This window comes from Mesorhizobium sp. M8A.F.Ca.ET.208.01.1.1, from assembly GCF_004791315.1.
GTDB lineage: Bacteria > Pseudomonadota > Alphaproteobacteria > Rhizobiales > Rhizobiaceae > Mesorhizobium.
Window position 1 is genome coordinate 1,564,382 of the sequence record NZ_SRUT01000001.1, and the last position, 20,475, is coordinate 1,584,856.

General features: G+C 62.5%; 24 protein-coding genes. 8 read left to right on the forward strand and 16 right to left on the reverse strand.

The window, feature by feature from the left end; translation table 11 throughout:
• The 9 genes from nrdR to EN851_RS08150 form a co-directional block, all read right to left on the reverse strand.
• Positions 1-480, reverse strand: coding sequence for a transcriptional regulator NrdR (nrdR, locus tag EN851_RS08110; protein WP_127281280.1), 480 nt, complete (start codon positions 478-480; stop codon positions 1-3).
• Between the two features lie 97 nt (positions 481-577).
• Entirely contained in the window at positions 578-907 is a 330-nt protein-coding gene (locus EN851_RS08115) for a GlpM family protein (protein WP_127281281.1), read from the reverse strand.
• Between the two features lie 32 nt (positions 908-939).
• Entirely contained in the window at positions 940-1,518 is a 579-nt protein-coding gene (locus tag EN851_RS08120; protein WP_127869634.1) for a hypothetical protein, read from the reverse strand.
• Between the two features lie 98 nt (positions 1,519-1,616).
• Entirely contained in the window at positions 1,617-2,930 is a 1,314-nt protein-coding gene (glyA, locus tag EN851_RS08125; RefSeq protein WP_135928946.1) for a serine hydroxymethyltransferase, read from the reverse strand.
• Between the two features lie 179 nt (positions 2,931-3,109).
• Positions 3,110-4,750 carry a Na+/H+ antiporter gene (locus EN851_RS08130; RefSeq protein ID WP_135928947.1) on the reverse strand — a complete coding sequence of 547 codons (1,641 nt, stop codon included), beginning with the start codon at positions 4,748-4,750 and terminating at the stop codon, positions 3,110-3,112.
• A gap of 133 nt (positions 4,751-4,883) precedes the next feature.
• Positions 4,884-6,137, reverse strand: a complete 1,254-nt coding sequence (locus EN851_RS08135) for a L,D-transpeptidase family protein (RefSeq protein ID WP_127279282.1) — start codon at positions 6,135-6,137, stop codon at positions 4,884-4,886.
• 348 nt (positions 6,138-6,485) lie between these two features.
• Positions 6,486-7,001, reverse strand: coding sequence for a winged helix DNA-binding protein (locus EN851_RS08140; protein ID WP_013896002.1), 516 nt, complete (start codon positions 6,999-7,001; stop codon positions 6,486-6,488).
• A gap of 238 nt (positions 7,002-7,239) precedes the next feature.
• Entirely contained in the window at positions 7,240-7,662 is a 423-nt protein-coding gene (locus EN851_RS08145) for a DUF6163 family protein (RefSeq protein ID WP_127279281.1), read from the reverse strand.
• Positions 7,659-8,699 (reverse strand): enoyl-CoA hydratase/isomerase family protein, encoded by a 1,041-nt coding sequence (locus tag EN851_RS08150; protein WP_135915424.1) that lies wholly within the window; start codon positions 8,697-8,699, stop codon positions 7,659-7,661. Before EN851_RS08150 ends, EN851_RS08145 begins: the two co-directional genes overlap by 4 nt.
• 165 nt (positions 8,700-8,864) lie before the next feature.
• Between EN851_RS08150 and EN851_RS08155 the strand changes: the two genes are divergently transcribed.
• From EN851_RS08155 to EN851_RS08170, 4 genes are all read left to right on the forward strand, one after another.
• Positions 8,865-9,686 (forward strand): DUF2066 domain-containing protein, encoded by an 822-nt coding sequence (locus EN851_RS08155; RefSeq protein ID WP_135928948.1) that lies wholly within the window; start codon positions 8,865-8,867, stop codon positions 9,684-9,686.
• 113 nt (positions 9,687-9,799) lie between these two features.
• The gene (gene hemB / locus EN851_RS08160) at positions 9,800-10,831 is read left to right on the forward strand and encodes a porphobilinogen synthase (RefSeq protein WP_127280910.1); all 1,032 of its coding nucleotides are present in this window, start codon (positions 9,800-9,802) and stop codon (positions 10,829-10,831) included.
• Positions 10,832-11,093: 262 nt separating this feature from the next.
• Positions 11,094-11,636 carry a glyoxalase superfamily protein gene (locus EN851_RS08165; protein WP_135928949.1) on the forward strand — a complete coding sequence of 181 codons (543 nt, stop codon included), beginning with the start codon at positions 11,094-11,096 and terminating at the stop codon, positions 11,634-11,636.
• A 189-nt stretch (positions 11,637-11,825) separates the two neighbouring features.
• A complete protein-coding gene (locus tag EN851_RS08170) occupies positions 11,826-12,473 on the forward strand; it encodes a dihydrofolate reductase family protein (RefSeq protein ID WP_135928950.1) in 648 nt (215 codons plus the stop codon).
• A gap of 67 nt (positions 12,474-12,540) precedes the next feature.
• Here the strand turns inward: EN851_RS08170 and ppk2 are convergent, their stop codons facing one another.
• On the reverse strand, positions 12,541-13,461 hold the full coding sequence (ppk2, locus tag EN851_RS08175) for a polyphosphate kinase 2 (protein WP_127280737.1): 921 nt from the start codon (positions 13,459-13,461) through the stop codon (positions 12,541-12,543).
• 281 nt (positions 13,462-13,742) lie between these two features.
• On the opposite strand from ppk2, the gene EN851_RS08180 reads away from it, so the two are divergent.
• Positions 13,743-14,786, forward strand: a complete 1,044-nt coding sequence (locus EN851_RS08180) for an aldo/keto reductase (RefSeq protein ID WP_135864011.1) — start codon at positions 13,743-13,745, stop codon at positions 14,784-14,786.
• A 24-nt stretch (positions 14,787-14,810) separates the two neighbouring features.
• On the opposite strand, the gene EN851_RS08185 is transcribed toward EN851_RS08180, so the two are convergent.
• Both EN851_RS08185 and EN851_RS08190 read right to left on the reverse strand, forming a co-directional pair.
• Positions 14,811-15,782, reverse strand: coding sequence for a glycosyl transferase family 90 (locus EN851_RS08185; protein WP_135928951.1), 972 nt, complete (start codon positions 15,780-15,782; stop codon positions 14,811-14,813).
• Positions 15,783-15,919: 137 nt separating this feature from the next.
• Positions 15,920-16,891, reverse strand: coding sequence for a glycosyl transferase family 90 (locus EN851_RS08190; protein WP_135928952.1), 972 nt, complete (start codon positions 16,889-16,891; stop codon positions 15,920-15,922).
• A gap of 198 nt (positions 16,892-17,089) precedes the next feature.
• Between EN851_RS08190 and EN851_RS08195 the strand changes: the two genes are divergently transcribed.
• Positions 17,090-17,248, forward strand: a complete 159-nt coding sequence (locus EN851_RS08195; RefSeq protein WP_135928953.1) for a hypothetical protein — start codon at positions 17,090-17,092, stop codon at positions 17,246-17,248.
• 60 nt (positions 17,249-17,308) lie between these two features.
• Here EN851_RS08195 and EN851_RS08200 read toward each other — a convergent pair whose 3' ends face one another.
• Both EN851_RS08200 and EN851_RS08205 read right to left on the reverse strand, forming a co-directional pair.
• Positions 17,309-17,569, reverse strand: coding sequence for a DUF982 domain-containing protein (locus EN851_RS08200; protein WP_027146689.1), 261 nt, complete (start codon positions 17,567-17,569; stop codon positions 17,309-17,311).
• Positions 17,570-17,670: 101 nt separating this feature from the next.
• Positions 17,671-18,336 carry a GntR family transcriptional regulator gene (locus tag EN851_RS08205; protein WP_135880040.1) on the reverse strand — a complete coding sequence of 222 codons (666 nt, stop codon included), beginning with the start codon at positions 18,334-18,336 and terminating at the stop codon, positions 17,671-17,673.
• Between the two features lie 115 nt (positions 18,337-18,451).
• Here EN851_RS08205 and EN851_RS08210 point away from each other — a divergent pair, with 115 nt between their 5' ends.
• Together EN851_RS08210 and EN851_RS08215 are read left to right on the forward strand one after the other, a co-directional pair.
• The gene (locus tag EN851_RS08210) at positions 18,452-19,705 is read left to right on the forward strand and encodes an MFS transporter (protein WP_135864001.1); all 1,254 of its coding nucleotides are present in this window, start codon (positions 18,452-18,454) and stop codon (positions 19,703-19,705) included.
• A gap of 38 nt (positions 19,706-19,743) precedes the next feature.
• Positions 19,744-20,109 carry a DUF423 domain-containing protein gene (locus EN851_RS08215; protein WP_127869645.1) on the forward strand — a complete coding sequence of 122 codons (366 nt, stop codon included), beginning with the start codon at positions 19,744-19,746 and terminating at the stop codon, positions 20,107-20,109.
• Between the two features lie 17 nt (positions 20,110-20,126).
• Here EN851_RS08215 and EN851_RS36240 read toward each other — a convergent pair whose 3' ends face one another.
• Together EN851_RS36240 and EN851_RS36245 are read right to left on the reverse strand one after the other, a co-directional pair.
• On the reverse strand, positions 20,127-20,273 hold the full coding sequence (locus EN851_RS36240; protein WP_189343629.1) for a hypothetical protein: 147 nt from the start codon (positions 20,271-20,273) through the stop codon (positions 20,127-20,129).
• A 57-nt stretch (positions 20,274-20,330) separates the two neighbouring features.
• Complete coding sequence (locus EN851_RS36245) at positions 20,331-20,474, reverse strand: hypothetical protein (RefSeq protein WP_189343628.1); 144 nt, start codon at positions 20,472-20,474, stop codon at positions 20,331-20,333.
• Position 20,475: the final 1 nt, after the last annotated feature.

Here is a 20,475-nt window from a genome sequence, read left to right on the forward strand (position 1 = left end):
TCAGCCGGCGTCCTCTTCGCTCTTGTCCTCGTCCCCCTTCAACTCGCCGAGCAGTTCGTGGAAATCCTTGGCCTCACGGAAATTGCGGTAGACCGAGGCGAAGCGCACATAGGCGACATCGTCGAGCGACTTCAGTGCATCCATGACCAGCCGGCCGACCTCACCCGAGGCCACTTCCGTCTCGCCCGAGCTTTCGAGCTGGCGCACGATGCCGGTCACGGCGCGATCGATGCGTTCGGGGTCGACGTTGCGCTTGCGCACCGCGATCTCGACGGAGCGCAACAGCTTGTCGCGGTCGAACGGCACTTTTCGCCCCGATTTCTTGACCACCACGAGATCGCGCAACTGCACGCGCTCGAACGTGGTGAAACGGCCGCCGCAATCGGGGCAGACACGCCGCCGGCGGATCGCCGCGCCGTCCTCGGCGGGACGCGAATCCTTCACCTGCGTATCTTCGGACTGGCAATAGGGACAGCGCATGGAGAGCCTTGGGTTCGCGAATCTGGTGAGGTGAAAGGCTTAGAGCCTTTCCGGTGCGGATTGAAGCAGTTCTGTTTCTTCGATCGCCTGCCGCGCCTCAGAGATAGCGAGGCGCGAGGAAGATTGCCAGCGCGGCAAGCAGCCAGACGGCAATGCCGCCGGCAACAGCCAGGCGATAGTCGACCTTGTCGATGAACAGCCAGCAGGCGCCGAGGAAGGCGAGATAGGCCGGAATCGTCTTCATTCCGGCAAGGCAGGCATCGCGGAACCCGCCCGGATCACCCTTGGCGCCGACGGCGAGCAACGCGATGACGGCAAAGGTCGGCGCCAGCGGCAGGATGCCGGGCAGGACATTGCCCCGCTTGGACGCCCAGACGATCAGGGCCGTCACCAGTCCGCCGACCACGCCTTTCCAGACGATATCCATGAGCAGCGCCTATGCCGATCCGGTCGTCCGCCTCACGGCGCCACATCCTTGGTTGGGAAGCCGCAGGACGTTCCGAGATTGCGGTAGGCCTTGGTGAAGCCGTCCATCGGAATGCTGGCGACAGCCTGCTTGCCGAAGGTCACGTCGAGCGAGGTGGCCTGGCGCATGGCACGCAGCAGCGCGAGACTGGTCTTAGCCTGATTGTCGACCGTCCAGCTGGGGCGGCCGATGACGCCATCGTTGGAGTAGACCGTGGCCGAAACCTTGACACCGGGATCGCCGAAAGTCGCCGCGATCTTCTTGCCGGTTGGCAGGGTCTTGTTGTCGATGGTGATCAAGATCGCCGGATAAGCATCGGGCGGCAGCGCATCGCCGGTCGAGATCGACAGTGTCAGCGTGGCCGAATTGCCGCTCGCATCGAAGAATGCCGTGGAGGCCGCGCAGGTCTTGTGCGCGTCCTGGCCGGTGTCGAGCGTATCGACCATAGTCGTCCAACGGCCGAAAGTGCTGGTGGCGGGCATGTCCGGAGCGGGCTGCGTCTGCGCCAAGGCAGGCCCGCAAGCAGCCAGCCAGCCGAAGGCGCCGAGTGAGGCAAGACAAAAATCGCGCATCATCAATCTCCAGTTCCATGCGCCACCCGATCAGGGGTGACGCACCGCCGGTGGATAAAAGATGACGCTTCGCGCCCGGTCAACCGAGATAAGGATGGTCAACCGAGATAGGGATAGAGCGGGAACCGATCGGTCAATGCCACGACCTTGGCCTTGACCGCCGCTTCGACCGCCGCATTGCCTTCGTCGGAATTGGCGACCTTGAGCCCATCCAGCACCTCGGCGATCAGCTTGCCGATCTCACGGAATTCGGCCTGGCCGAAGCCGCGCGTGGTGCCGGCCGGCGTACCCAGCCGCACGCCCGAAGTGACGAAGGGCTTTTCCGGGTCGAAGGGGATGCCGTTCTTGTTGCAGGTGATGTTAGCGCGGCCAAGGGCCGCCTCGGCGCGCTTGCCGGTGGCGTTCTTGGGCCTGAGGTCAACCAGCATCAGGTGGTTGTCGGTGCCGCCGGAGACGATGTCGAGACCCGTTTCCTTGAGGCTGGAAGCCAGCGCCTTGGCATTGGCGGCGACGCTTTCGGCGTAGACCTTGAAGCTCGGCTTCAACGCTTCGCCGAAGGCCACTGCCTTGGCGGCGATGACATGCATCAGCGGGCCGCCCTGCAGCCCGGGGAACACCGCCGAGTTCATCTTCTTGGCGATATCCTCGTCATTGCACAGGATCATGCCGCCACGCGGACCACGCAACGATTTGTGCGTGGTGGTCGTCACCACATGGGCGTGCGGCAAGGGCGAGGGATGGACGCCGCCAGCGACGAGGCCGGCGATGTGCGCCATGTCGACCATGAGATAGGCGCCGACGGCGTCCGCGATCTCGCGAAAACGCTTCCAATCCCAGACACGCGAATAGGCGGTGCCGCCGGCCAGGATCAGCTTCGGCTTGGTCTCGTGCGCGGTCTTTTCGATCGCGTCCATGTCGAGCAGGTGGTCGTCCTTGCGCACGCCATAGGAGACGACCTTGAACCACTTGCCGCTCATGTTGACCGGCGAGCCGTGAGTGAGATGGCCACCGGAATTGAGGTCGAGGCCCATGAAGGTGTCGCCGGGCTGCAGCAGCGCCAGGAACACCGCCTGGTTCATCTGGCTGCCGGAATTCGGCTGGACGTTGGCGAAATTGCAGCCAAACAGCTTTTTGGCGCGCTCAATGGCCAGTTCCTCAGCCACGTCGACGAACTGGCAGCCGCCATAGTAGCGCTTGCCAGGATAGCCCTCGGCATATTTGTTGGTCATGATCGAGCCCTGCGCCTCGAGCACGGCGCGCGAGACGATGTTTTCCGAGGCGATCAGTTCGATCTCGTGGCGCTGGCGACCGAGTTCGTTGCGGATGGCGCCGAAGATCTCCGGATCGGCATCTTCCAAAGTGGTTTCGAAGAAGGATTCGAATTTGTTCGACGCCGCCGCTGCTGTTGCCATGGCCTGAGTTCCCCTGGGGTTGGAAGGGTAAATTCGTGCATGCCGTCGTCCCAAACCACTGGACGGTTCCGGGCGACATGCATTGCGTTCGACGGGCCATTAACACAGTTGTTTTAGCCTCGCCACGTTTGCGGCGCGAAATTTGCTGGCCGGTTTGCGGCAAACGATCGGGCGGACCGCTATTTCCTGTCCCGCCGCTGCTTCAGCAAGGCCTCGGTCAAGGTGATTTCGGAAAATAGCGCGCGCATCGTGTGATCATTGATCTCTTGGCTCCGGAACATGTCGCGCAGCGCGGAGCGTTCGGCTTCGATGCCCGCCGCCCTGAGTTCCAGCTCCAGCCTGCCGGCCTCGCGGGCCTCGGCGCGGGCCTCGGCGGCTTCGTCGGAAGCCGCGATGCGTCTACGGTAACCTGCCACGATGCTGTCGGCGACAGCCAGCCGGGCCGCAACCGCCTTGCCCTCGCCTGGCTCGTTGGCGATGCTCTCGATCCGGGCGATCGCCGCATTGGCGGCGCCGACGCGCGCCCGGCGTTCCTCCGCGGCGGCCGGATCCTCGCCGGGCTCGACCAGCCCCCGCGCGATCCTGGGCAAGGCAAAGCTGGCAATGACGAGCGAGCAGATGATGACGCCGGCGGCGAGGAAGATCACCACATCGCGTGCCGGAAAGGGCGAGCCGTCCTGCAAAGCCAGCGGCAATGACAGGATGCCAGCCAATGTGATGGCGCCGCGCACGCCGGCCACCGAGCCGGCGAGCCGGACGCGAAATCCGAACGGCGAGGCCTCGCGCTTGCCGAGGCGCGCCGCGATCGCCTGGGCGATGTCGCCGACCCAGATCCACAGGAAGCGCAGCCCGATCAGGCAGAGCGTCAGGATCAGCACCGTCGCCACCGGCTCGATCAGCCAATGCCGGCTGGACAATTCCGGTGGGACCTTGCGGATGATGTCGGGAAGCTGCAGGCCGAGCAGAATGAACAGAGCGCCATTGAAGACGAAAGTGAGCGTCGCCCACAGCGACAGGGTCTGCATGCGCGCCGACACGCCGAGATGGCGATACATGCCGGAGACCCCGGTCAGCAGGCCGGCGGTCACCGCCGCCAGGATGCCCGAGGCGCCGACATGTTCGGCGCCGAGATAGGCGACGAAAGGCAGCAGGATCATGACGAGAACCTGCGCCTCGGCCGGCACGCCGCCGATGCGGTTGAGCAGTTGTAGCGCCTTGGCGGCGATGAACAGGGCCGCGACACCGGCCAGGATGCCGGCGGCGACGGCATAGAGGAAGCTGAGCGAGGCTCCCGCGAGGGAGAAGCTGCCGGTCAATGCCGCAGCCACCGCAAAGCGGAACATGACCAGGCCCGACGCGTCGTTGAGCAGCGACTCGCCCTCCAATATATGCATCAGTCGGGACGGAACCACATTCCTGTCAACGATCGAGGACACCGCCACGGCGTCGGTCGGCGACAGCACGGCGGCGAGCGCGAAAGCGACGACGAGCGGAATGCTCGGCACCAGCCAGTGCAAAGCATAGCCGAAGCCGACAATGGTGAAGAAGACGAGCCCGATGGCGAGGTCGAGGATCGGTCCGCGCAAACCGATGAGCTCACGTTTGGGCGCCGCGAAGGCGTCACCGAACAGAAGCGGCGGGATGAACACCAGCAGGAAAAGTTCGGGATCGATCTCGACATGCAGGCCTCTGGCCGGCCAGGCAAGGGCCGCGCCGATGGCGATCTGCAGCACCGGCAGCGGCACCCGAACCAGCCGGACGAGCGCGCCGGACAGTGCCACGAAGACGAGCACGACGAGAATGAAGAGAGCGACGTCCATGGCACGATTCCGGCTGTTTGCCGACCATGGCCAATGGCTGGAACTTCGTCCAGCCGGTCGAAGGCTCGATCTGACGGCGTCCGCAACAAAAAAGCCGCTCTGAGAGCGGCTTTTTTTCAAAAGTATCAGCCAGTTAGAGAGAAGACGTGATCTGCAGCTCGCTGGCGCCATCGAGCGCATAGACGTCGTCGCGGAACTGGACGACGCCAGGTCCCGTCGACCATGCCGAGAGATAGAGGAAATGCACCGGCACCGGGTTGGTGACCTGGATCGGTGTGTTCTGACCAGTCTTGATAGCCGCCTCGAAATGCTGGCGATCCCAGCCGGGCGTGTCGCGCAGGATCCAGGTGACGAGATCGCGCACGTTCTGGACGCGCACGCAGCCCGAGGAATCGAAGCGCATCATCTTGCCGAACAGGCTCTGCTGCGGCGTGTCATGCATGTAGACTCCGTCCGGGCTCGGGAAATTGATCTTGACCGAGGCCATGGCGTTTTCCGAACCGGGATCCTGGCGGAAACGGTACTTTTCGGCATCGTCCGTCGACCAGTCGACATTCATCGGATCGACTTCACTGCCATCGGGCGCGAACAGGCGGATGTGGCTGTTCTTGAGATAATCGGGATTCTTCCGCATCAGCGGAATGATGTCCTTGCGCACGATCGAGACCGGTGCGTTCCAGTACGGATTGACGATGATCTCGTTGATCTTGGAATTGACGATCGGCGTCTGGCGATCGATCTTGCCGACGATCGCGGTGTGGCGAAGCACGACGCGGTCGTTCTCGACCGCTTCGATCTGCGCGGCCGGAATGTCGACCAGCACGTAGCGGCTGCCCAGCGTACCGGCCTTCTCCTTCAGGCGCTGCAGATTGGTCTGCAGCTGGCCAAGCCGGATCTGCGCCGACACGTTCATCGCGGCGTAGGTGTATTTGCCCATCGAGCCGTCAGCCGGCAGGCCATGGCGCAACTGGAAGCGCTTGACCGCCGAATCGACATAGGAATCGAAGGCCGTCGAAATGCCGGCACTCTGCGACAGGTCGCCAGCAACCATCAGGCGCTTGCGAAGCGGCACCACGTCCGGATCGTCGACGCCGAGCTGAAGCTTCTTGGTCGCGGGTACGTCCGTCCAGCCGCCCTGCGAGACGATGTTCTGATACTGCGCGACCGCCTGCTCGGTGAAGGCGACGGTCTGCGGGCTGAAGATTGGCAGCGTCGAGGCCACCTTGCCGCCTTCGCTGGCGCGCGCATCGAACTGATCATCCCAGTTGCCGCGGGCCGAGGATTTCAGGATATCCCCGATCACATCCTGCGCATTCGCACGGCCGGCCACCATGGCGGCTGCGAGCGCGGAGGCTCCGGAAAGGAAAAAACGGCGGCTGGTTCTCATGGACGTTCCAGACATTCTTGTAGCGTTCGATCACTTGCTGCGTCGATCATCGCGCGATCTCGCCCGCACTCTAAAATCGGCAATCTTAACAATTAGCCAACCATGGTCCGTATCACATCGGCGACAAAGGCATAGGCGCGACACGGTTGCGGGTGGACGCATGGTCTTCACCACAGCATCACTGCCACTCTCGGTTCCATTGGAATATGGCGGCAACGTGGCCTTGGCCCGTAATTTGCTTTGGCCGGACGCAAGAAAGAAAAGACCGGTGCTTTTCGGCACCGGCCCTGACTGGAGGTCGCTGTTTCGGCCGCGCTTCTGCGGCGCGGCTCGGTTTCCTGGGTGGTCTTACATCCGATAGGCAATCGTGTCGTTCCAAAAGCGGTCGAGGCGCTGCAGGGCGCGGTTCATCTGCTTGAACTCGTCGGTGTTGATACCGCCGACCTGTTCGATCGAGCCGACATGACGCTCATAGAGACCGGCGACCACATCAGCCACTTCATTGCCCTTCGGCGTCAGCGAAACGCGGACCGAACGGCGGTCGATGCGCGAGCGCTGGTGGTTGATGAAGCCGAGATCGACCAGCTTCTTCAGATTGTAGGAGACGTTCGAGCCGAGATAGTAGCCACGCGAACGCAGCTCGCCGGCGGTCAGCTCGGAATTGCCGATGTTGAAGAGCAGCAGCGCCTGGATGGCGTTGATGTCGGAACGGCCGTTGCGGTCGAATTCGTCCTTGATGACATCAAGCAGACGGCGGTGCAGACGCTCGACCAGCTGCAGCGATTCCATGTACAGGGAACGGATAGCCTCGCGGCGATCGTCGGAAACGTTGGCGGTCTTCGCCGCCGGACGCGAATTGATCATTGTCTTTGCCTCTCGTTTGTCGCCCTGGTGATTTTTTGTTTTTCACCTTGATCGCGACACTATCGAATACTCATAAAATTCGACTTAAACGCTAGGGCTAACAAGAGCTTACCGGTAAGAGGTTTCGGAAGAGGCTTAACGAACGGTCACCCGAGCAAGGATGATTAACCTAAAGATTTAGGCAATGACCGCGGGGCCGGATAGAGGCGATCGCCAAGTCGCCAACGCGCACAATGGCTTAGTGCCGTGCCGGCCGTTTCTGCAGGTAGATGACGACGCGAAAGACGATGTAGAGCAGCGCCACGCAGGCATGCGAGACGAGGATCAGGAGACGATGGCCGAAAAGCTCGGGAAAGCCGGCATACATGACCGTCTCGGTGACCGCGCATATGAACCAGATCACCGGCCCCCAGGACGCCAGCATCCACAAGCCGGCCGCGGCGAAGGGAAAGAACACGGCGAGCATCACCGCCGCCACCTGCCAATGCACCGGCATAAGGTCGAAGCGCCACAGCGAGCCCGGATAGAATCCGATCAGCTTGATCCAGTACAGGACGCCGAACATCAGGCAGTAGCCTGCAATGACGCGCTGGAACCAGGCGAAGATCACCTCGACCGCCGAGGGCTGCAGGACGACGCGTCTCGATGTCGCCTCGCTCACAGCCCAAGCTCCCGATCGCCGAGCGGAGCGAAATAGGCCTCGACGTCCGCCTCGGCGACCGCATCGATCTTTGCCGGCCGCCATTGCGGCTTCGAGCCCTTGTCGATGATGGCGGCACGGATGCCTTCGTAGAAATCGTGGCCGGCCAGCATGCGGTTCAGGATGCGGAACTCCATCCTCATGCAGTCGTCCATCGACAATGTCTGCCCGGCGCTGATCTGCCGCCAGGCGACGCGAAGGCTGGTCGGCGAGCGCATGCGGATCGTCGCCAGAGTTTTGGCTGCGAACTCGTCCTTGCCGGCGCGATCCAGGCTGTCGATGAGATCCGGCAGCGACGGCTGGGCGAAATGACGGGCGATCGCCTCCAGGATCGGCCTGTCCGTCTCCCGCTTGGCTGGGACAAAGAAACCGCGCAGCACCGATTCCGGATCGCCCGTCAGCGCCAGCCGGTCGAGGAAGCTTGCCTGGTCTTCGGTCTTGATGGTGTGGGTGGCCAGCCCCGACCACAGGGCATCGCCATAGCGGATGCGGTTGCCTGTCAGCGCCAGGTACATGCCGAAGGAACCACCGAGATCGGGCAGCAGATGACTGGCGCCGACATCGGGGAAAAAGCCGATGCCGACCTCAGGCATCGCGAACTGCGCATTTTCGGTCATCACCCGATGCGAGCCGTGAAAGGAAATGCCGACTCCGCCGCCCATGACGATGCCGTCGATGAGGGCGACATAGGGTTTCTTGAAACGCGCGATATAGGCGTTGAGCCGATACTCGTCGGCGAAGAACTCGACCGGCGGCTTTCCGGCCCGGCCGGCTTCGTAGATGTGCAGGATGTCGCCTCCAGCCGAAAACGCCCTGCCCTCGGCCTTGACGGCGACGACGTCCACGCCGTCGTCGCGCTCCCAGGAACGCAGGGCCTTGTCCAGCGCCTTGACCATGCGATGGGTGACGGCATTGAGTGCCTGCGGCCGCGTCAGCGTGACGACGCCGGCCCTGCCCATCCTTTCGAAGCGAATTTCGTCGCCTCCACCAAAATCCATCGCCAGAGAATCCTTGTCCCCGCGCCTGCGGGACTGAAGTGCTAAAGGCGGCGCATGGGTGCGTCAATGGCAGCAGCCTGTCGGCCGCGGTCTTGGCGGCACGCGGTGGCCGATGCTAGACGTTGGCAGCCATTACGACAGGCTAAGAGCCGGATAGTGAGCCATATGCCGCAGTTTTTGCGCCTCGTCCTTGTACTGGGTTGCCTGTCTGCGTCGTGGGCAACCAATGTCCCCGCCAAGGCAACCGACCTCGGCGATCTTTACCAATCGCAGACCATCGTCACCGGCCAGGGTGAAGAAAACCGTCAGCTCGGCTTCAGGACTTGCCTCGACAAGGTCCTCGTCCGTGTTTCGGGCGATCAGCGGCTGCTTGCCAGACGCGAAATGGACGCGCTGCGCGACAAGGCCGGCAGCTTTGTCGACTCGTTCCGGTACCGCGACCGGCTGGAAGGCATTCCGATCCATGACGAGCAAGGCACGCATGACCGGCCGCATGACCTCACCTGCCTCTACAAGCCTGATGTGATCGACAAGGTGCTGGCGTCGCTCGGCGGCAAACCCTGGCTTGGCGAGCGGCCGACGCTCACCGTCTTTCTCACGACCGAACAGGGCGCTCGGCATTTCGCACTGACGGCCGAGGAAAAGCGTGGCGAGACGATGCGCGAATCCTTCGTCAATGCCACCGGTCCAACACTGATGCATGTCGTCTTTCCGAAGGCCGCGCAGCTTGGGGACCTGAGCGAAGAAGCGTTGCGCGCGGCCGACATGGCAAGGCTCGATCGGCTGGCCAAACAGGCCGGTGGCGCCAGAGCGCTCGCCGGCAGCATCGTATGGAGCGACAAGGAATTCGGCTGGATCGCCGATTGGCGGCTGGCCGATCACGGCAAGACCTATCGTTGGCAGGTGCGTGGGGTCAGCTTCGACGAGGCGTTCCGTGTCGCCATCGGAGGCGCGGCGCAGATCCTTTCGGGTAATGGGCAGCCCTGACCCAATAGGCGTGGTGGGACAGCGCTGTGGCAGCTTTGACCCCTGGCACAAACGTGTCGCATTGGTCAGCACCAGGGGCTCGTGGTAAAAGCCGTCGATCCGGAGTTTTGGCCATGAACAAATTCACCCCAGCAAAACCTGCCGGCGCGCGCAGCGTCGACGACGTCACCGGCAGCCGCCGCCTGCGCCGCATGCGCAAGGCCGACTGGTCGCGCAGGCTCGTGCAGGAGAACCGGCTTTCGGTCGACGACCTGATCTGGCCGATCTTCGTCGTCGAGGGCAGAAATGTCCGCGAACCGATCGCCGCCATGCCCGGCGTTTTCCGCCTTTCGGTCGACCTTGCCGTCAAGGAAGCCGAACGCGCTGCCAAGCTCGGCATTCCGGCACTAGCCACTTTCCCCAATGTCGATCTCGGCCTGCGCGACCAGACAGGCTCGCACATCCTCGACCCGGAAAACATCATCAACCGCGCCACCCGCGCGATAAAGGACGCGGTGCCCGAGATCGGCATCATCACCGATGCCGCGCTCGACCCGTTCACCAGCCATGGCCATGACGGCATCCTGCGCGACGGCATCATCGTCAATGACGAAACCGTGGAACAGGTCGCGGCGGCTGCCGTCATCCAGGCGGCGGCCGGTGCCGACATCATCGCGCCTTCGGACATGATGGACGGCCGTATCGGCGCCATCCGCGACGCGCTCGACGCCAACGGTTTTCAGGACGTGGCGATCATGTCCTACGCCACCAAATTCGCCTCGGCCTTCTACGGCCCCTATCGCGAGGCGGTCGGCACCGCCGGCCTGCTCAAGGGCGACAAGAAGACCTACTATATCGACCACGCGAATTCGGACGAGGCGGTGCGCGAGGCCGAACAGGACATCGCCGAGGGCGCCGACATGCTGATGGTCAAACCCGGCCTGCCGTATCTCGACATCATCCGCCGGCTGAAGGACGAATTCCAGATGCCGACCTTCGCCTACCAGGTGTCGGGCGAATATTCGATGATCAAGGCGGCGGGTGCAAATGGCTGGATCGATGGCGAGAAGGCGATGCTGGAATCGCTGCTCGCCTTCAAGCGTGCCGGCTGCGATGGCATCCTGACCTATTTCGCGCCCGAAGTGGCTGTGATGCTGAAGGGCTAGCCCCGACTTCCCGGGCAATGCCTTTCAGTAGGTGTCACCACTCTTTCGATCGGTCGGCGGTTCCTTCGAATTCCCGCTGACAAAAACCGGCAGCTGCAGCTATGATAGTCGCACGGCCGGGGGCGGCCGGCAGCCCGCACCTCGGACAAAGAGGTATGGCGAACGCCTCCAGAGGATGCTCCCTGACCCGTTTCACCGTCGGGCGAAGGCGTCGGCAATGCGGGCACTGACGAAGGCTTCGCCGTGACCCGAGGAAACGGACATGCTTGCCTATAGCGATGCCAAGACCATGGCGAAAGCCATGCGGGAGGCGCTTGCCGCCCGCGACCTGACGATCAGCCACAGTGACGCCCTGGAGATCGTCGCGCGCCAGTTTGGACTGGCGAGCTGGAATATTCTGTCGGCGAAGATCGAAGCCCCGCCTGCCGGCCAAGACAAGATCGTCTTCGAGCGAACCGCGCCGATCGTTCGCATCTTCGACGTCGCCAAGGCGCACGAATTCTACCTAGGCTTCCTCGGCTTCACCGTGGACTGGGAGCACCGCTATGGGGAAAGTTCCCCTCTCTATACCCAAGTCTCGCGTGGCGACCTTGCACTGCACCTGTCCGAACATGCGGGCGACGCGACGCCTGGCGGCAACATGGTCGTTTATATGACAGGCATCCGCGACTTCCACAAAGAGCTTGCCGGCAAGGAGTATCGCTACATGAATCCCGGCCTGGAGCATGAAGACGGCCGGCTGACGGTGGAGGTCATCGACCCGTTCAGCAACCACATCCGCTTCATGGAACTGACGGGCGAATGAGCTGATATCGCGGCGGCCTGGGCGGCCGTCACTGGCCGTCCGGGCCGATCGCTAAAAACAGTCCCGACATCGCCTGGCGGCAAAGGTCCGGATACATACTTTCGATCCGAAAATACCGCTTGCAGTTCGCAATCAGTTTGCTAAAAGAAAACCACTTGCAAATTACAACTGGTTATCGAGGAGGTCTTCATGTCAAAACTTCGTGTCAACGCGTTTACCCTCTCGCTCGACGGCTATGGCGCCGGTCCTGATCAGGATCTGCAAAATCCGCTCGGCATCGGCGGAGGATCCTTGCACAAGTGGTTTGTCGACACCCGCACCTTCCGCAAGATGGTGCTCGGACAAGATGGCGGCACCACCGATACCAACGAGGCGTTCGCGGCGCGCAGCTTCGAGAATGTCGGCGCCTGGATCCTGGGTCGCAACATGTTCGGGCCGATCCGCGGAGAATGGCCTGACGACAAGTGGAAGGGCTGGTGGGGCGACAACCCGCCCTACCATGTGCCGGTTTTCGTGCTGACGCACCACAAGCGGGCGTCTATCACCATGGAAGGCGGCACGATTTTCCATTTCGTCACCGACGGCATCCATTCGGCGCTCGAGCAGGCGAGATCGGCGGCTGGCGGCAAGGACGTGCGGGTCGGCGGCGGCGTCGATACGATCCGCCAATATCTCCAGGAGAGGCTGATCGACGAGATGCACCTGGCGATTTCGCCGGTGCTGCTTGGCCGGGGCGAGAACCTTTTTGCTGGCCTCGACATGCCCAAGCTTGGCTACGCGTGCACCGAACAGGTGGCGACAGCGCTGGCCACGCACGTGGTTATCAAGCGGGCTTAAGCTCGGCGCCGCCCCTCATCCGCCTGCCGGCACCTCCCGTATAGTGACGGGGAGAAGGAAGGGTCACTCAATATTTCTCCGGCACGTAAAGCTCGCGCGGCAGGACCTGGCGTTCGTATTCCGGGTTGAAAACGCGCTCCGGCAGCGTGATCTCCTCGTGCGGCACCTCTTCATATGGCAGCTGCTTGAGCAGATGGTCGATGCAGTTCAGGCGTGCCCGCTTCTTGTCGTTGCCCTCGACGATGTACCAGGGCGCTTCGGGAATGTTGGTGCGGGCGAAGGTTTCTTCCTTGGCCTTGGTGTACTGCTCCCAGCGCACCCGCGACTGTAGGTCCATCGGCGACAGTTTCCACTGCTTCATCGGATCGTGGATGCGCATCAGGAAGCGCATCTGCTGTTCCTCATCGGTGATCGAGAACCAGTATTTGACCACGGTGACGCCGGAGCGCACCAGCATGCGCTCGAACTCCGGCACGTCGTGGAAAAACTCCTCGACCTGATCGGGGCTGGCGAAGCCCATCACCCGCTCGACGCCGGAGCGGTTATACCAGGAGCGGTCGAACAGCACGATCTCGCCGCCTGCGGGCAAATGCGGGACATAGCGCTGGAAATACCATTGCGACTTCTCGCGTTCGGTCGGCGCCGGAAGCGCCACGACGCGACAGATACGCGGATTGAGCCGCTGGGTGATACGCTTGATGACGCCACCCTTGCCGGCGGAATCGCGGCCCTCGAAAATCACCACCAGTTTCTTCTTGTGATAGGCGACCCAGGATTGCAGCTTGATCAATTCGGACTGAAGGGTGATCAAGTCGCGAAAATACTGCATGCGATCGATCGAAGGCGGATGCGAGTTCTTGTAGATCTTGGCGATCTCCATCGACAGCGCCGGTTCCGACAATTCGAGTTCATAATCTTCGTCGAGCGTGTCGGCGAGTTCGGCTTCAAGCCAGTCCTTGGCAGGGGAATTCTGTCTTAGCTCGGTCATATCAACTGCTCCGCTTGCAAGCCTGTCGGTTCCCTGGGGCGTCCCCAAATTGCTGCCAGCGGCCGGGAATGGAAACACCTGAGCCGACTTCAATATAGGCCGGCGGTGACGGTTTTATTGCAGCCCGGGCGCGATTTGCCGCCGGTGCAAATTTCGCGACGCATGATCGATCGGCGTCATCGCATGGCGACAAGCCTACCGAATTGTCCTACAAATCCCCGGTCGCGTTCCAGGCCTGCCCTTGGCGGCACGCCTCTTCAACAAAATCGTGAGGATCTGACATGGAATACCGCACCCTTGGCCGTTCCGGCCTGAAGGTTTCGACACTGACGCTTGGCACAATGACCTTCGGCGGCGCCGGGCCTTTCGCCGCGGTCGGCAACAGCGATCTCGCCGAAGCAAAGCGGATGATCGACATGTGCATCGACGCCGGCATCAACCTCATCGACACCGCGAATGTCTATTCGAACGGCCTGTCGGAAGAGATCATAGGCGAAGCGCTCGGCGGCAAGCGCAAGAACGACGTGCTGATCGCGTCCAAGGCCCGGATGCGGATCGGCAAGGGCCCGAACGACGAGGGCCTGTCGCGCCATCATCTGATCCGTGAATGCGAGAGAAGCCTGAAGCGATTGAAGACCGATGTCATCGACATCTATTTCGTCCACCAGTGGGACGGCCTCACCCCGCTCGAGGAAACCGTTGCCGCGCTCGACACTTTGGTCAGCCAGGGCAAGGTGCGCTACATCGGCTGCTCCAACTATTCGGGCTGGCAGGTGATGAAGGCGCTTTCCATCAGCGACAGCCGCCACCAGCAACGCTTCGTCACCCAGCAGATCCACTATACGCTGGAAGCGCGCGAGGCCGAGTACGAACTGCTGCCGATCTCGGTCGACCAGGGGCTGGGCGTGCTGGTCTGGAGCCCGCTCGCCGGCGGCCTGCTGTCGGGTAAATACCGCCGCGACAGCCCGACCGCCCGCCAGCTCGCCGGCTGGTCCGAGCCGCCGATCCGCGACGAGGACCGGCTGTGGCGGATCGTCGATGTGCTGGTCGAGATCGGCAGGGATCGTGGTGTTTCGGCGGCACAGGTGGCGCTCGCCTGGCTGCTCGGCCGCCCTGCCGTCTCCTCGCTGGTGATCGGCGCCCGCAATGACGTCCAGCTGAAGGACAATCTCGCGGCCGCCGCCCTGGTGCTAGGCACCGAGGAACGCCAGCGTCTCGACGCCGTAAGCCGGCCGCCCCTGCTCTACCCCTACTGGCACCAGCAACTGACAGCGAAGGATCGCTTCGGCCCCGCCGATCTGGTTCTCGACCGCAGCGATATCTGATCAGCGTCAGGTCGAGAGCGAGGGCTAGCTCTCGATGAACCGCCAGAGTTCGGGATCGGGTTCGATCTGGCCGCCGAGCACGAAATATTTGTAGAGGACGAGCAGGGAGATCGCCTGCTCGTCCCGTTCATTGGAAAATTTGCGGCAGTAGGCATTGGCCGTGGCGATGATGCGCTCCGCCGCGGCCGGATGCCGTTCGAAATAATCTACCTTTTCACGGAGATCGGAGAAGTCCGAGTCGAGCGGCGCATAGTGGACTCCAGCCTCGAGCTGGCTCTCGCCAAACCATGTCTCGTAGGTCGGCGGCGGCATCAGACAGAGCGAGTTGGAGTTCATGATCCATTTGAGGTTGGTCGCCACGTCATTGCCCTCCAACGAGACGATGTAGCGATAGCGCAGGTGCTGGCTGATGCTGAGGAAGGGCTTGCTGTACGCAGCCGGTGCATTGCGCTTGTGCGAACCGACGTCGCAGAACGGCAAGTCGCGCGCGACATCCAGGAACCGTGTCCGGATCGGATTGTTGAGGTCGCCGCGCCAGACCACAGCCGGGCGTTTGTCGGTGAAGACGACGGCGTCGGTGGGCATGTGAAAATGGCGGAACTTATTGAACTTCATCACGACGGCGTTGCCGTTGTCGGCGCGGATCGGCCGGTCCTTGACGAGCGTCGGCAGCTCGGGCACGCCTTTTACGTCGCCGAACTTCAGGTCGATGAGCAGTGACGGATCGAAATAGCGGGCAAATTCCTTCAAGTCGTAATAGTACATGCTCGGTTCAAAAGGCAGCTGGTCGATACGCACGGCATCCGCGCTTGGCGTAAAAGCGTCCTGCAGCTTGTTGTAGTGATTCAGCCGTCGGCGCACGGCCTCATCCGAGAGCCTGGCCTGTTCCAGGCGGCCCGCCAACCGTCGTCGGAAGATCGCCTGGGGTGCGATATCGCGGATCACGTTTCGCGCGTAGTAAAAGACCTTTGCGGTCGTTCGTTTTATGGTGGCCATCGTTCTTTTGATCAGAGATAAACGCGATTAAACAAATGACGGCCGGGACGGTTCCCTCGGCATGATCGCATGATTGGGCCACGCAATCCAGCGCTGCCCGAACACGTGGCAGCCGGCCGAGACGAGGTGCCCGGCAACTAGCCCGTTATGTAGCGCCACACCTCGGCATCAGGTTTGATCTGGCCCGAGAGCACGAAGTATTTGTAGAGCACCAGCAGAGAGATCGCCTGTTCGGTCCGCTCGTCGTCGAATGTCCGGCAATAGGCATTCGCGGCGGCGATGATGCGCTCCGCCTTGGCCGGATTCCGCTCGAAATAGGCCACATGGTCCGCAAGGTTCGAGAAATCCGCCTCGAGCGGCACATAGTGCACATTGGCTTCGAGCTGCCGCTCCGCGAACCATGTCTCATAAGTCGGCGGTGGCATCAGGCAAAGCGACTTCGAGTTCATGATCCATTTGAGGTTGGTCGCTACATCATTGCCTTCGAGCGAGACGATGTAGCGGTAGCGCTGGTGCTGGCTGATGCTGAGAAAAGGCTTGGCGTATTCGGCCGGCGCGTTCGGCTTGTGCGAGCCGGCATCGCAGAACGGCAGGTCGCGCACTGCCTTGAGGAATCTTGTCCTGATCGGGTTGTTGAGATCGCCGCGCCAGACCACGGTCGGCAGCTTATCGGCGAACGCAATAGCGTCAGCCGGCATCTGGAAGTGACGAAACTTGTCGAGCTTCATGATGACGGCGTTCCGGTCGTCATCGCAGATTGGCCGATCCTTGACGATAGCGGGCACCCTAGGCACGTTCCTGACGTCGCCGAATTCGAGGTCGATGAACAAATCCGGATCGAAATAGCGGGCGAATTCCTTCAGGTCGTAATAGTACATGGTCGGCGTGAACGGCAGCTTGCTGATGCGCTTGGCATTGGCGCTTGGCGCGAAACAATCCTGCAGCTTGTTGTAGTAATTCAGCCTGCGGCGCGCCGCCTCACCGGAAAGCCTCGCCCTTTCGAGCCGGTCGGCCAGCCTTGCGCGAAACAGCGTTTGCGGAGCGACATCGCGCACGACGTTTCTCGCATAATAGAAAACTCTTGCGGCGGTCCGCGAAATTGTGGCCATCGGTCACTTGATCAAAACAAACAGGCAGCTCTCAATTCATTGGCGCCCCGCATTTCCTACATCATTGTGGCGCCCATCTGGCAAGCCCCCGCATCTCTTCCAGCAAGCACCCAGGCATTGTCGCTTCAGCTGTTGTGTTTGACGGCTAATGCTCCTAGGCAGGTTCAGGGCCGCAAGGCAGTGATAAAAGGAGCCGATATGGCGCGAGCACCCAACTACGATCAGGAACGCAAGGAGCGTGACCGCCAGAAAGCGGCCAAGAAGGCTGAAAAGCTGGCCGCCAAGGTTGCCGCCCGCGAACGTTCGAAGCCCGAGCCCGAGCCCGAGACCGAGACGGAGACCAAAACCGAGGAGTAACGGCATGCGGCCCGCGAATGCGGGCCGTGCCTCAATCCGAATTGTCGGTATCAGCCTATGTCAGGCTGGCGCCTTGTCACTGATGAAAACATCCACCTCCCGCGCCGCGGCGATGAAAGCGCGTCGGGCATTCATCGCCGGTTTGTCGCCGGCGAGTGCGTCGTGGCAGGCCTGCAGCGCCGCACGATGCTTGGCGCTGCGCTTGCCGGGCCAGCTGTTGAGCAGGTAATCGGAAGCTTCCCTTGCAGAACGCAAGAGCTGAGTGCTTCCCGCCGTGACGGACTTGACGGTCACGGGTGTTTCAAACCGATTGTTTTCCATTGCCGCTCTTACGCCATCGGCTTGCTTGAAGCGAGGCCGAAAGTGCTCTTCACGTCAGATGCGGCCTGTTTTCCGGCGAATGCTGCCCTGCATCGACCGCACTAGGCGGCGACGACGGCAAATCCCCTGGCGCGAAGGCCACGTCGGTCGTTGGCAAGCGACGTCACCAACCGGTCACGGCTGCCGACGATGTGGGCCGACAGCAGCCGCGTGGCTTCATCGGCCTGGCCAAGGCGTGTCGCGGCAAGGATGGCGCGATGTTCGAGCCAGGCACGGCCAAGGGCCGTTTCGTCACGCACTTCCAGCCAGCGGGCGCGCGACAGCCGCGTCATGGCGTCACGAACCGCCCGGAACAGAAATTCGTTGCCGGAGAGCCGCGCCAACTCGATGTGAAAATCCATGCCGACACGATGCCATTCCTCGCGCGGGGTAGTTTCGTCGCAGGAATCGAGCATTGCCTCGATGACATCGATGGCGCTCTTGTCGGCTTGCCCGCACGTCAGCCGCAGCGCCGCGACCTCGACCGCCTCGCGATAGACCGCGATCTGCTCGAGCTCGGCCAGGTTGATGGGCGAGACCGTCCAGCCGCGCCCGTCCCTGCCGACCAGCCCCTCGGTCTCCAGCCGCAGAAGTGCCGCCCTGACCGGCGTGCGCGAGGCGCCGAAACGGCCTTCGATCCAGCGTTCGGTCAGCCGCTCTCCCGGCCCGACCTCAAGCGCCAGGATCATCTCGCGAAGCTGCCGTTCGACATTCTGCATCTGCGACATCGCGCACCCTTTCCAAAGCCGCATTGACAGAGGCGGGCTTGAAGTTCATGACGGATACCAGTTTGGTATCCCAAAATGGTATCCGCAACAAGCGCTGATGCCAGGCAGGCAGGACATGACACAGGAAGACACGCGGCAGAGCGGTTACAACATTCACTGGCGGCGCAATCTCGCCGTCTGTTTCGCGGGCTCGTTCAGCACGCTCATCGCCATGACCCTGCTCTTGCCCTTCCTGCCGCTCTATGTCGAACAGCTCGGCGCACAGGGTCATGCGGCCATCGTGCAGTGGTCCGGCATCGCCTATGGGGCCACCTTCTTCGCCGCGGCAATGGTCGCGCCGCTGTGGGGACGCCTGGGCGACCGCTACGGCCGCAAGGTGATGCTGGTCCGCGCCTCCTTCGGCATGGCGATCTGCATGTCGCTGACGGGCATGGTCGAGACGGTCTGGCAATTGGTTCTGCTGCGCCTGCTGATCGGCTTCGCCGGCGGCTATTCCTCGGGTTCAACCATATTGGTGGCCATGCAGACGCCGAAGGAGCGCTCCGGCTGGGCGCTTGGCGTCCTGTCGGCGGGTATCACGGCGGGCTCGCTGGTCGGCCCGCTGCTCGGCGGCGTGCTGCCGCCGGTAATCGGCATTCGCGCCACCTTCCTGTTGTCGGGCGGCGTGATCTTCCTCGCCTTCCTGGCGACGACGTTCCTCATCAAGGAGAGCCCGCGCCCAAGGCCCGCCGAGGCCGCGCCGGCGGCAAAGCCGAAAAGCGGCTGGTCTCAGATCCCGGACAAGCGCCCGGTCGTGGCCATGCTGACCACCGGCATGCTGCTCGCCTTCGCCACAATGTCGATCGAGCCGATCATCACCGTCTATGTGCAGCAGCTCATCGAGGACCAGGGCCGGGTGACGCTCGTCGCCGGCGTTGTGATGTCGGCGGCCGCGCTCGGCACCATCCTGTCGGCATCCTGGCTCGGCAAGCTCGCGGACCGGATCGGACACTGGAACGTTGTCGTGGGAGCGCTGGCCGTCTCGGCGCTGCTGCTCATCCCGCAGGCTTTTGTCACCAACAGCTGGCAGCTTATCGGCCTGCGTTTCCTGATGGGCCTAGCGTTGGGCGGTCTCCTGCCCTGCATCACCAGTGTCATCAGGCACAATATCCCCGACGGCGTTGGCGGCAACGTGCTTGGCCTGGCGATCTCGGCGCAGTATGTCGGGCAGGTCGCGGGACCGCTGGCCGGCGGTTTTGTCGGCGGCCATTTCGGCATGCCGTCGGTGTTTCTCGGCACATCGGTGCTGATGGCCCTCGGTGCCGTCTACAACTGGATTGTCCAGTCGCGGCGGACGCGGCATATGGCGCTGGAAGCGGGCAAGCCCTGACGCTTGGCCGACCTGCAAAAAGAAGGAGCACGCCGACCATGAACCTCGCCGATCCAAACGGCAGCCGCCTCCTCGTGCTTGCCGGCGGCCTCGTCGGCGCCGCGGGCGTGGCGTTGTCGGCAGCGGCGGCGCACCGTGGCGGCGCCTTCACCGGCACGGCCGCGTCGTTCCTCCTGATGCATGCGCCGGTGTTTCTCGCCATTGGCCTTGTCGGCGCGAACCGCTGGCTGCGAATGGCCAGCCTGGCCCTGCTCGTCGGTCTCGTGCTTTTCGCGGGCGATCTTCTCGCCCGCGATTTCCTGGGATCGAGACTGTTTCCGATGTCGGCGCCAATCGGCGGCACCTTGCTCATCGTCGGCTGGCTGGCAATAGCAATTTCTGCCCTGGCTCGCCCACGTTCCTGAGATTCAAGCCAGCAGGATCAGCGCCGACGTTCGGGTCGGATCAGCAGATCACGATTGCGCGCGGCCGGCCTCTTCAGACATCTGGACTCTGGCCGCTCGGCGGCGGGCGAGATACCCCAGTAGTTGCGGTAAATGTCTTCGAACAGATGCTGGATGGGGTGCATGTTTTTCTCCTTCCAATTGAATCGATCCAATCGCAAGCACAAAAAGGGCAATGCCGATCAGCTCCGCTTGCGCCCTACGAGGAAGCGCAAGTCGCGAATCCACGGACTGGTTCTGTCGCGGCGCTTCTGGCTGTTTGTCGCCGACCCGATATTCCAGTCGTTGCGGTAGATGTCTTCGAACAGATAGTTGATGGGATGCATC

Coding starts and splice junctions, on each gene's coding strand:
- EN851_RS08165 (WP_135928949.1), top strand. CDS start 11,094: ATGCTTGCCTATAGCGATGCCAAGACCATGGCGAAAGCCATGCGGGAG.
- EN851_RS08210 (WP_135864001.1), top strand. CDS start 18,452: ATGACACAGGAAGACACGCGGCAGAGCGGTTACAACATTCACTGGCGG.
- EN851_RS08215 (WP_127869645.1), top strand. CDS start 19,744: ATGAACCTCGCCGATCCAAACGGCAGCCGCCTCCTCGTGCTTGCCGGC.
- ppk2 (WP_127280737.1), bottom strand. CDS start 13,461: ATGACCGAGCTAAGACAGAATTCCCCTGCCAAGGACTGGCTTGAAGCC.
- EN851_RS08155 (WP_135928948.1), top strand. CDS start 8,865: ATGCCGCAGTTTTTGCGCCTCGTCCTTGTACTGGGTTGCCTGTCTGCG.
- EN851_RS08120 (WP_127869634.1), bottom strand. CDS start 1,518: ATGCGCGATTTTTGTCTTGCCTCACTCGGCGCCTTCGGCTGGCTGGCT.
- EN851_RS08130 (WP_135928947.1), bottom strand. CDS start 4,750: ATGGACGTCGCTCTCTTCATTCTCGTCGTGCTCGTCTTCGTGGCACTG.
- EN851_RS36245 (WP_189343628.1), bottom strand. CDS start 20,474: ATGCATCCCATCAACTATCTGTTCGAAGACATCTACCGCAACGACTGG.
- nrdR (WP_127281280.1), bottom strand. CDS start 480: ATGCGCTGTCCCTATTGCCAGTCCGAAGATACGCAGGTGAAGGATTCG.
- EN851_RS08170 (WP_135928950.1), top strand. CDS start 11,826: ATGTCAAAACTTCGTGTCAACGCGTTTACCCTCTCGCTCGACGGCTAT.
- EN851_RS08200 (WP_027146689.1), bottom strand. CDS start 17,569: ATGGAAAACAATCGGTTTGAAACACCCGTGACCGTCAAGTCCGTCACG.
- EN851_RS08150 (WP_135915424.1), bottom strand. CDS start 8,699: ATGGATTTTGGTGGAGGCGACGAAATTCGCTTCGAAAGGATGGGCAGG.
- EN851_RS08205 (WP_135880040.1), bottom strand. CDS start 18,336: ATGTCGCAGATGCAGAATGTCGAACGGCAGCTTCGCGAGATGATCCTG.
- EN851_RS36240 (WP_189343629.1), bottom strand. CDS start 20,273: ATGCACCCCATCCAGCATCTGTTCGAAGACATTTACCGCAACTACTGG.
- hemB (WP_127280910.1), top strand. CDS start 9,800: ATGAACAAATTCACCCCAGCAAAACCTGCCGGCGCGCGCAGCGTCGAC.
- glyA (WP_135928946.1), bottom strand. CDS start 2,930: ATGGCAACAGCAGCGGCGGCGTCGAACAAATTCGAATCCTTCTTCGAA.
- EN851_RS08190 (WP_135928952.1), bottom strand. CDS start 16,891: ATGGCCACAATTTCGCGGACCGCCGCAAGAGTTTTCTATTATGCGAGA.
- EN851_RS08135 (WP_127279282.1), bottom strand. CDS start 6,137: ATGAGAACCAGCCGCCGTTTTTTCCTTTCCGGAGCCTCCGCGCTCGCA.
- EN851_RS08140 (WP_013896002.1), bottom strand. CDS start 7,001: ATGATCAATTCGCGTCCGGCGGCGAAGACCGCCAACGTTTCCGACGAT.
- EN851_RS08195 (WP_135928953.1), top strand. CDS start 17,090: ATGGCGCGAGCACCCAACTACGATCAGGAACGCAAGGAGCGTGACCGC.
- EN851_RS08180 (WP_135864011.1), top strand. CDS start 13,743: ATGGAATACCGCACCCTTGGCCGTTCCGGCCTGAAGGTTTCGACACTG.
- EN851_RS08185 (WP_135928951.1), bottom strand. CDS start 15,782: ATGGCCACCATAAAACGAACGACCGCAAAGGTCTTTTACTACGCGCGA.
- EN851_RS08115 (WP_127281281.1), bottom strand. CDS start 907: ATGGATATCGTCTGGAAAGGCGTGGTCGGCGGACTGGTGACGGCCCTG.